General features: G+C 67.0%; 10 protein-coding genes and 1 pseudogene. 7 read left to right on the top strand and 4 right to left on the bottom strand.

Annotated elements, in window-relative coordinates; all coding sequences use genetic code 11:
* Positions 1-515: transposase family protein (locus GC106_RS48620; protein ID WP_512698693.1), on the bottom strand; the 515-nt coding region annotated here is incomplete at its 3' end.
* 403 nt (positions 516-918) lie between these two features.
* Here GC106_RS48620 and GC106_RS46675 point away from each other — a divergent pair.
* Complete coding sequence (locus GC106_RS46675) at positions 919-1,596, top strand: alpha/beta fold hydrolase (protein ID WP_312873454.1); 678 nt, start codon at positions 919-921, stop codon at positions 1,594-1,596.
* A gap of 3 nt (positions 1,597-1,599) precedes the next feature.
* Here GC106_RS46675 and GC106_RS46670 read toward each other — a convergent pair whose 3' ends face one another.
* Entirely contained in the window at positions 1,600-1,950 is a 351-nt protein-coding gene (locus GC106_RS46670; RefSeq protein WP_246368383.1) for a DUF8817 family protein, read from the bottom strand.
* A 134-nt stretch (positions 1,951-2,084) separates the two neighbouring features.
* On the opposite strand from GC106_RS46670, the pseudogene GC106_RS46665 reads away from it, so the two are divergent.
* Positions 2,085-3,606 (top strand): annotated as a pseudogene (locus tag GC106_RS46665) (IS1634 family transposase).
* A 286-nt stretch (positions 3,607-3,892) separates the two neighbouring features.
* Here the strand turns inward: GC106_RS46665 and GC106_RS46660 are convergent.
* A complete protein-coding gene (locus GC106_RS46660) occupies positions 3,893-5,410 on the bottom strand; it encodes a non-reducing end alpha-L-arabinofuranosidase family hydrolase (RefSeq protein WP_173142635.1) in 1,518 nt (505 codons plus the stop codon).
* A gap of 836 nt (positions 5,411-6,246) precedes the next feature.
* On the opposite strand from GC106_RS46660, the gene GC106_RS46655 reads away from it, so the two are divergent.
* From GC106_RS46655 to GC106_RS46645, 3 genes are all read left to right on the top strand, one after another.
* The gene (locus tag GC106_RS46655; RefSeq protein ID WP_173142634.1) at positions 6,247-6,921 is read left to right on the top strand and encodes a response regulator; all 675 of its coding nucleotides are present in this window, start codon (positions 6,247-6,249) and stop codon (positions 6,919-6,921) included.
* 19 nt (positions 6,922-6,940) lie between these two features.
* Positions 6,941-8,851: a sensor histidine kinase gene (locus GC106_RS49650; RefSeq protein ID WP_173142633.1), complete on the top strand. Its 1,911-nt coding sequence runs from the start codon at positions 6,941-6,943 to the stop codon at positions 8,849-8,851.
* Positions 8,852-8,972: 121 nt separating this feature from the next.
* A complete protein-coding gene (locus tag GC106_RS46645) occupies positions 8,973-10,517 on the top strand; it encodes an alpha/beta hydrolase (protein WP_173142632.1) in 1,545 nt (514 codons plus the stop codon).
* Positions 10,518-10,764: 247 nt separating this feature from the next.
* Here GC106_RS46645 and GC106_RS46640 read toward each other — a convergent pair whose 3' ends face one another.
* Positions 10,765-10,962: an MbtH family protein gene (locus GC106_RS46640; protein ID WP_173142631.1), complete on the bottom strand. Its 198-nt coding sequence runs from the start codon at positions 10,960-10,962 to the stop codon at positions 10,765-10,767.
* A gap of 185 nt (positions 10,963-11,147) precedes the next feature.
* Between GC106_RS46640 and GC106_RS46635 the strand changes: the two genes are divergently transcribed.
* Together GC106_RS46635 and GC106_RS47345 are read left to right on the top strand one after the other, a co-directional pair.
* Positions 11,148-12,083 carry an ornithine carbamoyltransferase gene (locus tag GC106_RS46635; RefSeq protein ID WP_173142630.1) on the top strand — a complete coding sequence of 312 codons (936 nt, stop codon included), beginning with the start codon at positions 11,148-11,150 and terminating at the stop codon, positions 12,081-12,083.
* A gap of 11 nt (positions 12,084-12,094) precedes the next feature.
* On the top strand, positions 12,095-12,294 hold a 200-nt coding region (locus GC106_RS47345), incomplete at its 3' end, for a hypothetical protein (RefSeq protein ID WP_217281856.1).

Raw genomic sequence — 12,294 nt, 5'->3', positions numbered from 1 at the left:
CCGAGCTTCGGGTTGGCCAGGCACCACATGATCGGCATCCCGTCGCCCGTGCAGACCAGGTAGAGCTTCAGGCCCCAGTAGAACCGGGAATGCGCGGCGCAGTAGCCGTAGTTCGCCCAGCCGGCCAGGTCCGAGCGTTTCACCGTCTCGCGCGACATGCCGCACGGGACAGGGGTGGCGTCGGCGATCCACACATCGTCGAACCAGGACGGGCAGCACGCCGCCAGGACAAGAATCGCTGTGCACAGCAACGGATGGACGTTCTTGAGCCGCTTGTGGTAGCCGGACTGCTGCGGCAGGTACGGGAACATGACCTGCCACTCGGCGCTGGAGCGGATATGCCGGATCCAGCGCCGCTCGCTGGGGTACCGCAGCAGTACCTGAGCCACGGCCAGGGTGATCAGCTCGCTGTCGGACAGCAACGGCCGACGGCCGCGTCCGGTGCGGGGTGGTACCACGTGATCGTTGACCAGCACGTAGAGTGCGGTCAGGAGGGTGTTCAGTTCTTTCGTCACACATTGATCTTGAACACCCTCCTCTCATGTCCGCGTCCCGGCCTCACTTCACGTGATCTTCACGGAATCAGTCATCTAGGGGGAGAGGCTCCTACCCGCTCATCCTGAAAGACCTCCACGTGCCCGACGCCGCCGTCGGCGAGCGCTCAGATGTGTTCGCCCACCCCGATCTGACAACCTTCTGCCGCCTCGACGACCTTGAGCTCGTCGCCCTATGACTTGGCTCAAGATCGCTGATCTTGGGTAGGGTGCTGGCTGTTGAGCTGCGGTTTCGTCGTGTGAACGGCGAAAATCTGCGCACTGAGCGGCCGGTTCTAGGGGTCTGCCCATCGCTTCCCGGTTGCGGCTTCAGCGACAAGCCGGCCGCGCCGGGGTGGGGGATCGAGCGGATATCCGACGCGTGGTGCGAGCTGATGGCCCGCTCGGCTACCGGCGGTTCGGCGCCCAGGGCAGCGACTGGGGCACCAGCATCGCCACGAGCATCGGTCAACGGCAACCCGATCGGGTCGCCGGCATCCATCTCATGCCGCCGCTCGCACCGCCCGATCCGGCCACGTTGGACGACCTCACCGGTGCCGAGCGGGCGGCGCTCGCGACACTGCGGGAGGCGGACGAATGGGGCTCCGGATACTCGGCGCAGCAGTCGACCCGGCCGCAGACGGTCGGCTACGGGCTGGTCGACTCGCCGGCCGCCCTCTGCGCCTGGATCGTCGAGAAGTTCTGGTCGTGGACCGACTCCGGTGGCGACCTGCATCGGGTTATTACCCGGGATGAGCTGCTCGACAACCTGATGCTCTACTGGCTGCCCGGCACCGGTGCCTCATCCGCCCGGCTGTACTGGGAAAGCCTCCGGCAGGTCAACGAATGGATCTCCGGGTCGGCCGGCGCGCCGGTGACCGTACCCACCGGCTGTTCGGTCTTCCCCAAGGAGCTGCAGCGCCCGTCTCGGCGGTGGGCGGAGCGCCGGTTCCCGAACATCCGGTACTGGAACGAGCCCGGCAAGGGCGGCCACTTCGCGGCGTTCGAGCAGCCGGCGTTGTTCGTCGACGAGGTCCGGTCATTCTTCCGGCTGGTCCGCTGATGGTCACCCGTACTCGGTAAGCGGCTGGCTAAAGATCAACAAGTGCCCATCGGGTGTCCGTACGTTGAAGTCGCGCATCCCGTAGGGCCGGTCAGCCAGTGGCTCGACGATGTCGGCGCCGCGGGCGCGCAGCTCGTCGTGGCAGGAATCGACGTCGTCGACGACAACCGTCACCCTGGCCGGGCCGACGCTGCTTTCGGCGTACAGGTGGAACTCGGCGGTGTCGCGGATCACGGCCGCGTAGCTAGGTGGGGTCTCCCAGGTGAATATGGTGTCGAATCCGAGCGCGTCCGTGAAGTACGACCGCGCTGCCTGCACATCTCGGCACGGCAGCACGGGAACCGCCACCCGCATGACCATTCCGTCACCTTACCTGACTTTGGCTCAAGATCGCTGATCTTGGGTAGGGTGCTGGCTGTTGAGCTGCGGTTTCGTCGTGTGAACGGCGAAAATCTGCGCACTAAGCGGCCGGTTCTAGGCTGTCTCTCGTGGCGTATGTGCGCACGGTGAAGACGGCGTCGGGGGCCAGGGCGGTGCAGATCGTGCACTCCTCGCGTCGCGGGTCGCGGGACATCGAGCACATCGGCTCGGCGCATGACGATGCGGCGTTGGAGGCGCTCAAGGCGGTGGCGAGGCAGCGTCTGGCTGTGGGGCAGCCCGAGCTCGACTTTGGCCCGGACTTCGCGGCGTTGCAGGCCGGCAGTGGTGCTGGTGGTGGGCCGCTTGCGATCACGTCGTCGCGGATGGGGTACCTGTGGGACGCGCTCGGCCACGCCTACCAGCTGTTGGGGTTCGAGGAGGCCGCTGGTGGTGACGAGGTGTTCCGATTACTGGTGCTGGCACGGATCGTCGAGCCGACCAGCAAGCTGGACAGTCTGCGGGTGGTCGAGGAGGCAGGTTTCGACCCGCCGGCGTACGCGACCCTCAAGCGGCGTCTGCCCGCGTTCGCGAAAGAGTCCTGGCGGCAGAAGTTGGCCGCGGCGTGCGCCCGCACCGCTGATCTGGGGCCGGCGTCACTGGTTCTCTACGATGTGTCCACCTTGTACTTCGAGACCGATGCCGGGGACGGGTTCCGTGAGCCCGGGTTCTCCAAAGAACGCCGCCTGGAGCCGCAGATCACGATCGGGCTGCTCACCGACGCAAGCGGGTTTCCGTTGATGGTTAACGCGTTCGAGGGCAACCGGGGCGAGACCACTACGATGCTGCCGACCATCCGTGCGTTCATGGATGCCCACCAGCTGGCTGATGTCACGGTCGTGGCCGACGCTGGCATGATCTCTGCGGCCAACCAACAGGCCATCGAGGCCGCGGGGTTGTCGTTCATCCTCGGCGCGCGGATACCCGACGTGCCGTACGTGGTCCAGGCGTGGCGCCACGAGCACCCGGATGAGCAGATCCCCGACGGGCACATCTTCACCCAGCCCTGGCCTGCCGGCCCCAAGGACCAGCGCCGCGACCAGATCATCTACTACCAGTACCGGGCGGACCGGGCTCGGCGCACCCTGCACGGCATCGACGAACAGGTCGCCAAGGCCGAGCAGGCCGTCGCCGGCAAGACCGCGGTCAAACGCAACCGGTTCATCCAGCTCACCGGCGCCACCAAGAGTGTCAACCGGACCCTGGAAGCCAAGGCACGCGCCCTTGCCGGCCTCAAAGGCTACGTCACCAACCTCCCGGACGTCACCGCCGAGTTCGTGATCGACGCCTACCACCGACTGCCACATCGAGAAGTCGTTCCGAATGTCTAAACACGACCTACGTGCGCGGCCGATCTACCACCACAAGCGCGAGTCGATCGACGCGCACCTGACGGTCGTGTTCGCCGCCCTGGCCGTCAGCAGGTGGATCGAGCAGACCACCGGCTGGTCGATCAAGAAGTTCGTGCGCACCACCCGCCGCTACCGCACCATCAACATCCAGGCCGGCGAGCACACCCTCACCGCCGTCGACCCGCTACCCGACGACCTCCGCGATGCCCTCACCCGCATCCACGACCGCGGTGCGCACTAATTTGAGCCAAGTCAGGTGACAACCTTCTGCCGCCTCGACGACCTTGGGCTCGTCGCCACCGGCCAGCGCTTCGAACCCGGGCGCGCGGGCCTCGCGTGCCCGGGTCACCGAACCCGACCGTTGGTGCAAAACGATCTGCTGGTTCGTATCGGACCTGGCCGGTGATCCTTGCCCGTGGGGGCCGGCCAAATCGTGACGGTCGGAACGGTGGAAAGCCGGGTCGGCGCCCTCATTCAGCGAGGGATGAGGATGGCGACCCGGCTTGGCGTGGACCTGCGTCTCGCGATCAGCGTTGCAGTGTCAGCAGTCCCGGCCGGTAGGGCAGGAGGCCGTACTCGCCGCCGGACCTGGGGTCACGTCCCTGGTAGAGGAGCTGCAGGTTGCAGGGATCGATGGTCTTGGTCTGGTCGGGGTTGCTGCGGATCAGGTCGCCGTGGCTGATGTCGTTGGTCCAGGTGGCGCCGCTGTTGGCCTTGCCGGCGAAGGGGTTGCTCTCGGTGGCGGCCTGCGGTGTCCACGAACCGCTCAGGCTGTTGGACGTGAACGAGCGGAAGTAGCGCCCGTTGCTCCCGATCGCCTCGACGATCATCAGGTACTGGTTCTGGCCCTGGACCTTGTAGACCTCGACCGCTTCGAACAGGTTGTTCGTCGTGTCGCTCATGATCGTCGTGTAGGACGAGCCGAAGCTGCCCGGGAAGTTCCCGAGGGGCATGCTGGCGCGGTAGATCTTGCCGTTGTCACCGGCGAAGAACAGGTACATGTTCGTGCCGTCGGCGATGAGTGTCTGGTCGATGGGTCCGGTGCCGGAGCCGGAGATGCTCCCGGTGAAGAGCGTCTGCGGCGCCGACCACCCGTTCGGGTTGGTGGGGTCGCTCGACGTCTTGTAGCTGAACGCGGGCCCACCCCACTGGTAGGCGAGTACCCAGATGTTCTTCGGGGCGAAGTAGAGCAGTGTGGGTGCGACGGTGCCGGAGTTCATCCCGTTCTGGCTGGCCGAGGCCATGTCGGACCAGTTCGTGAAGGTGCTGAAGTTCATCGAGCCCCAGGTCGTTCCCCTGTCGTGCGTCGTCGCGTAGACCAGGTGCTTGCCGTTGTAGGGGACGTAAGTGAAGTCCTTGAGTGAGACCCAGCCCGACTTCGGTTGCGCCAGCGGTCCCGTCGATGTCCAGCGGTACGTCGACGGAAGCGAGCACGTGCCGGGCGGGGTGTCGTCCACGCGGATGAGTTGCCATTGCTGGTTGGACCCGTTCCAGTCGCTGTACTGGACGACGGCTGCTCCGTCTGCGGTCGACGCACCTGTCACCTCTACGGCTTTGCCGCTGTTGCGGTTGATCAGCCTGATGTAGCCGCTGTCGGAGTCGGCGAGGCGGAATTGCTGGTTGGTTCCGTTGAGGTCTGTCCACTGCAGGACTTTCCCGCCGTCAGCGGTTGACCAGTTGTCGATGTCGAGGACCTTGCCGGAGTTCTTCGACTTCAGCCGGTAGTAGCCGCCGCCGGAGTCCACGAACTGCCACTGCTGGTTGGCTCCGTCGTGGCGAGACCACTGGTGGATCACCGCGCCGTCGGCGGTGGAAACGCCGGAAACGTCTAACGCTTTGCCGCTGTTGCGGTTGATCAGCACATACCACGCACTCGTATCGACGGTCGCCGCCGACGCCACTCCGGTGTTGAGCGCGACCGCCGCAGCGGCCGCGAGGGCCGTCGCAAGCAGGGTGCTCAGCGCGCGCCCCCAACGGCCGCGACCCGTGCGGTGGGGTGCCGCCCGGGGTGGCACGGTCGGCGGGGCTTGGCCCATCGAACTCATGGTGATTCTCCTTCAGTGTCAGGGCCGCACGAGGCCCGAGGTGCATGACAGGTGGCCCGAGCCCCGCGCTCCCGGGTTGGTCGCGACGGCAGCGGGGCTCTGATCAGCAGGGTGCGTTGCTCTGGTCGAGTGAGGTGGGCGTGCGGTCGTACCGCCTGCCTGATGTCGTGTTAGCGCTAACATTTTGTGGCTGCAAAAAGTATTCGCGTCAAACAGAGCATGGGGAACGGTGGCCGTCGCCGCTTGGTGCGGTTGCCAGATCGCTCACGAACCTTGAAGAGGCAACTGCCCGGCCGATACGTGCGCATCCGCGAATTCGGCTACGCGGCTGAATGCGCGGAAAGTGACCACCGACGACCGAAGTGAATTGCGCCCGCTCGCACATATGTGTGATCAACGAATCGCAGGTCGTGGCGGTAGCGGGTGGCTAGGCAGGGACATCTGCTCACCCTGGATGCCTCACCTCCACAACGTCACCACTGACGCTCAAACTTTCGGACTGCACACCTCAAGTTTCGAACCAATGTAGCCAGTCCTGTCGCCCCAGTCAACGGGGAATCGCCAGGACCGCGTCCAGGGTCAACTGCCGACATGCGTGCCGACCTGCGTTGTTGTCGAAGGGCATGTGGCATGGGCATCACTGACTCGGTCGCACCCTGCCGCCTCGAATCGTCGACCGTGACGCGCGAAGGTGGCCCATCGATCGAAATGACAAGGCTTCTGGTCGAAACTTTCGACGACCCTCCGTGCAGCCGCGGCACCCGCCGACGAGCTGCCGCCTGCGGACTGCTTTCAGCGTCCCCTGACATCCAGCGGGCGTGCCAGGATGGCCCCATATGGCAGGCATAGGGGAGCGAACCGTGCGGGTGGTCGTGGCGGACGATCAGGCTGTGGTGCGTGCCGGGCTGCGTACTGTGCTTGGTGCCGCGCCTGACATCGACGTTGTCGGGGAAGCTGGGGACGGCGCCCGCGCTGCGGAGTTAGCAGAGCAGTTACGCCCGGACGTCGTGCTGATGGACGTCCGGATGCCTGGTACGGATGGCATTGAGGGCACTCGGCTGATTCGCGCACTCGGCGACCCGGCGGTCCGGGTGCTCGTGGTCACCACGTTCGACCTGGACCGGCACGTCTATGACGCGTTGCGGGCAGGGGCGTCCGGGTTCGTGCTCAAAGATGTCGAGCCGGAGGACCTGCAGGTGGCCGTCCGCACGGTGCACGCAGGGCACGCGTTGTTCGCGCCGTCGGTGACCCGGCGGCTGGTCGGGTCGTTCGTGCCGGCTGCTCCGGAACCGGATGCCGGGCCGGTCGGCACGCTCACCGGGCGGGAGCGCGAAGTTCTCGGCCTGGTGTCGACCGGGATGTCGAACGCGGAGATCGCCGACTGGCTCGTCCTGAGTGAGACGACCGTGAAGACACACGTCTCGCGACTGCTGGCCAAGCTGGACCTGCGTGACCGCGTCCAGCTGGTGATCTTCGCCTACGAGAACGGCCTGCTGGGCGACAGTGGTTGAGCTGCCAGGGTCGCGGGCCGTGGACGTGGCTCTGGCCGCGTTGGTGCTGCTGCTCGGGTTGACCGAAGTGGTCACGGCGATCGACCCGGTCGTGCCGGGGCTGCCGGGATTGCTCGACGGCCCGGCCGCGGTCATCGCAGGTGGACTGACCCTGACAGCGCAGGCCGGAACGGTGCTGTTGCGACGTCGGTGGCCGAGACGGGCATACGTGGCACTGGCGCCGATCGCGGTGGCACAGTGTGCCGCAATTGGTGCTCTTCCGGCATACACGTGGGGAGTGCTGGCGTTCTCCGTCGCGCGGGCTCCGGGCCGAGCGATCGGCTGGCTGGCAGGGCCTGTGCTGGTGGCGGTGGTCGCGGGGGTAGCGGTCATCCCGATGACGCCCGGCACCTTTTTGGTCCGTACCTGGACGGCCCTCGCGTTGGGACTCACCATCGCCGTGTTTGGGCTTATCGGTGCGCTCGCTGGTCGTTTCACGCGGTCGGCGACCGAGCGTGTGGAGAGTGAGCGGCGCGCACAAGACTGGTTGCGGAAGGCTGAGGCGCTGGTGATCGAGCGAGCGCGTATCGCCGAGGAGATCGGCAGCGGGGTACTCGCCGGGCTGCGCCGGCTGGTTCGGCATTGCGAGCGGCCGATGACCACGGACGCCGACCTGCGGCGGCTGAGCGCGGAGGCACGATCGGTGCTGGCCGCGATGCGCCGTGTTCTCGGTGTGCTGCGCGCGGATTCCGATGCGGGCCAACCGGAACCGGCGTCACCCGGCCGCCGGGGGCTGCCGATCCCGGACCGTCCTGGCATGATCGCGTTGGCCGCCATCGTGGCCGCGGCCCTCCTGCTGGCCACGATACCGGCCGCCCGGACCGACGTGCCGGTTGTCGACCAACTGCTGGTCCTGATCGATTTGCCGCTGAGCTCCCCGCTTGCGCTGCCGGTGGTGTCCGTACAGTTCGCCGCTGTCGCATGGTGGCGGACAGCACCGCTGCCGGCGCTGATGATCTGGGCAATCTTCGCGCTGTTCGCCGATTCGTTGGACGCCACGAATCTCGTGGCCACGGCCGGATGGCCGCTGCTGATCTGGGGTGCGGCGTCACACGCCAGGGCTGGCTGGTCCGCCGCGGTCGTCGCCGTGACCACGCCGATGGTGCTGAGCACGCAGATGATGCTGCTCGGACCGCCGTTTGGCGAGTCGGCAACCTCGCTAGTGATCCTGTCCTACGTCGTCGTCGTGCCACTATGGCTGGCCGGAATGCTGGTAAGGCGGCACCGGCTGCAGGTCGAGCGCGCTCGGCGAGAGTGTGCCGAGGCAGGGGAGCGTGAGATCGTCGCCCAGGAACGGCTGCGGGTGGCCCGGGAACTGCACGATGTCGTCGCCCATCACGTCTCGGCAGTCGCCGTGCAGGCAGGTGCCGCCCGGATGGCCCCAGATCCGGCCGGCCGCGCCGAGGCGCTGGCGCACATCGTCGACTCCGGCCGCCGGGTCGCGTGCACACTGCCTGATCTGACAGGCCTGACCCCGGATCCGCACGCCGTCACGCTGGACGACGACGGGCTGGAGCGTCTGCTCGCACCGGTCCGGGGCGCCGGACTGCCGGTCGACACCGAACTGGTCGGCAGCCCGGCTTCGGTTGTGGGGGAGGCGGAACTGTTCGCGCAACGGATTCTCACTGAGGCGCTGACCAACGTGCTGCGACATGCCGGTGCGAGCCCGACCCGGGTGTGGGTGAAACACGGCCCGGAGTCCGTGTCGGTGCAGGTCAGCGACAGCGGCCCGGTCCCAGGACACCGGCCGGGCGGCGGTACCGGGCTGGGGATCGTGGGAATGCGCGAGCGGGTGGCGTTGCTCGGCGGCAGCCTGCGGGCCGGTCCCGGCGACGGTCCAGGCTGGACAGTCCGCGCGGACCTGCCCCGCACGTCCGTCATCCCCGCGTAGGACCCAGGCACGGCGCCGATCTGGTCCTCGGCGACGACGCGAGCAGCCCCTTGACACCCTAGCGTGGTAGCCACCTCGTCGTTCCCGGGTTTCCACAGGGGAATTCGAAGAAGGGGAGTACATGAGAGGACGATGTTCCGCCATCGTGATCCCGGCCGTCGCCGGTGGCCTGCTCGCCGGATTGACCACGGCGTCAGCCGATCCTGCCGTGAACACCACGAACATTCCGGCCCGCTACACCGGGCAGGCTCTGGCTTGGCATCTCTGCGCCGACAACGAACTGCCGGCACCGCGGCCGCCGGGCACCGGGGAACTGGAGTGCGCCACATTCAGCACGCCCCGCGACTGGGACCGGCCGCACGAACGCAAGGACCTGACCATCGCGGTCAGCAGGCTCAAATCCACCGCCAGGACAACGGCTTCCGTGCTCACCAACCCTGGCGGTCCCGGCGGGGAAGGCCGTTCGCTCCCGGCGCTGTTCCAGGGCCAGACCAAGCTGCGCGAGCACCAGGAGGTCATCGGGATAGACCCGCGTGGCACGGGCAAGAGCACGAACATCTCCTGCGGTGGCGCCACTTTCAGCGATCGGGACCCGCGTGACCGCGATCCGCGCAACCTGGACGAGATCCTGGACACCCTGGCGGACTTCGCGAAGGCCTGTCAGCGGACGTCGGGTGACCTGGCCGGGCTGATCGACACCTACCAGACGATCAGGGACATGGACCTGCTGCGGGTGCTGCTCGGCCGGCACAAGGTCAACTATGTCGGCTACTCCGCGGGCGCCTGGCTGGGCGCGCACTATGCGCAGCAGTTCCCGCAGCGCACCGGCCGGTTCGTCCTCGACTCGAACGTCGATTTCACTGCCCCGTGGGAGAAGATGCGCGACTTGCAGCCCATGGGCTTCGAGCGCCGCTGGCGACAGGACTTCCTGCCCTGGATCGCGCGCTACGAGGCCAAATACCACTTCGGCGGCACCGCCGAGCAGGCCCGGCGGACCTACGAGAGCGTCCGGGCCTCGCTCAGCCGCGAACCGCTTGACATCGGCGGTGCGAGATTCGGCCCGATCGAACTGGACGGCACCGTGATGAGCATGTTGTATCACAAGGTGCTGTTTCCGGAAATGGCCGCCACTCTGTCGGAAGTCAAGAGGTTGGTCGAGACCGGCACGGCTGACGACCTCGGGGTGGTCAAGGCCGCGCTGTCCCGGGTGCGCGCTGAGGCCGAGGATTCGCTGGTGGCCGTGCTGACTGCCGTCACGTGCAACGACGGCCCGTGGTCCGGCGACCGCCGGTCGGTGATCCGCGAGTCGCAGGAGTTCCTCGACCGTGGCCTGACTCTGGACGCTTTCTGGATCGACCACCAGGCTTGTGTGTTCTGGAAGAACAAGAAGTTCCGTCCACTGCCCACAATGGACGGAAAGGGTGTCCCGCCGGTGCTGATGGTCCAGTCGGCGCACGACCCGGCCACGCCGATCGAAGGCGCGCGCGAGGCGCACGCCAGGTTCGAGAACTCCCGGATGCTGACCGTCACCGATGAGGGTGACCACGGCGTCTATTCCTTCGGCAACGCGAACGTGGACAAGATCGTGAACGCCTACCTGGTGGACGGCGTCGTCCCGCAGGACCAGAGCGTGCCCGGTATGCCATTGCCGGTCCCTGCTCAGTGATCACGCGGCCCGCCGGCTCTGGAACACCCAGAGCCGGCGGGCTTTCCTGCATGCGGCCGTGCTCAACGGGCCCACCATGGGAGCACAACTTCGGGGCGGTCGAAGGTTTTGTGTCGCGTGTGAAGGACGACTTGGGCTTCCCCGAGGCCGACGCGAGCCACTCGCCAACGGTTCTGCCAGTCCCAGTGGAGGTCCGCCGTGACCGAGGGACTGTGCGCCTTCGGTGTGCCGGACCTCCCACGAGGGGTCAGGCACGGGCCATCCGCTCCCGCAGGCTCCGCGGCCGCATGTCCGTCCATATCTGACCGATGTGGTCCAGGCACTCCTGCTTCGAGCCGGACGTCCCCTCAGCGGTCCACCCGGGCGGCAGGTCCCGGTCCGCCCACCAGATCGAGTACTGCTCCTCGTCGTTGCGCACGACGCGGTAGACGTCCTCGTCGGTCATGATGCCTCCTGTGTGATCGGCGCTCCGGGCTGTCCTGAGTGTGCTTGGCGCCAGAGGGCCGCACCCAGAGACGAAAGCGCACATCTCGGCCTGCGGCTCTTTCCCTGTTCCGCCGCCCGCGCAGCGCGCACGCTCTGGTCCACGGCAGTTCCCGCAGACGTCTTGCCGGCGTTAAGGAGCCCGACATGCCCGAGCGGCGCCACCTGATCTCGATCGACGACCTCACCGACGAAGACCTGCGCTGGATCGTGCGGCGCGGCACCGAGTTCTCGGCCGGTCAGGCCGAAGACGCCCGGTCACTGTCCGAGGCGATCGTCGGCGTGCTGTTCCGTAAGACGTCCACTCGTACCCGAACCGCGTTCTCGGCCGGTGCGCTGCGTCTGGGGGCCAAGCTGATCGCGTTCGGTCCCGGTGACCTGCAGGAGAACACCGGCGAATCTGTCGAGGACACCGCGGCGGTGCTGTCCGGCATGATCGACGTGCTGGTCGCTCGTACCGCCGGGCCCGAAGCGGAGTTGCGCGCGTATGCCGGCCAGCGCCGCATGTCCGTGATCAACGCGATGAGTGCGGCTGAGCACCCGACCCAGGCACTCACCGATCTCACCACGATCACCCGGCACTTCGGCCGAATCGAGGGAGTGCGGGTGCTGTACGTGGGCGAGGGAAACAACACCGCGTCCGCGCTGACGCTCGCGATGTCCCGCTACGCCGACACCGAGCTGTATCTGCGTACTCCGCCCGGGTACGGCGTCGAGCGGAGTTTCCTCGACCGGGCCGAGGTGTCCGCCAAACGCGGTGGCGCGATCGTCGAGCAGCGGCACGACATGGCCGACCTGCCACCGGTCGACGTTGTCTACACAACCCGTTGGCAGACCACGGGAACGACGAAACCGACGCCCGACTGGCGTGAGGTGTTCGCCCCGTTCCAGATCAACGAGGCCGTGATGAACGCGTGTGCGGGCGCGGTGTTCATGCACGACCTGCCGGCGCACCGGGGCGAGGAGGTCACCGCGGCGGTGCTCGACGGCCCCGCGAGCATCGCCTTCGCCCAGGCCGAGAACAAGTACCACAGCGCGCGGGCGGTCCTGGAGTGGTGTGCCAGCGGTCCTGTGGCTGAGTGAGGGGGCACGGAATGTCCGAGAACGTCATGCTGCCGACCGGGGGATGGCGGCTGTGGAATCAGTTCGCGTTGCGTGGGCCGGGTTTTCCGGTTGGTGGTGTGTTGGGGTTGGCGTCTGCTGGTTTGGCGGCGGCGGCTGATGGGTTTGGTGTGGGTTGTGGTTTGTCGGGTGTGGAGTGGGTGGGGTTTGAGGAGTTGTTTGGTGAGGTGGT

This window comes from Kibdelosporangium persicum (genome assembly GCF_013280595.1).
GTDB lineage: Bacteria > Actinomycetota > Actinomycetes > Mycobacteriales > Pseudonocardiaceae > Kibdelosporangium > Kibdelosporangium persicum.
This window is presented reverse-complemented; position numbering and strand designations above follow the sequence as displayed.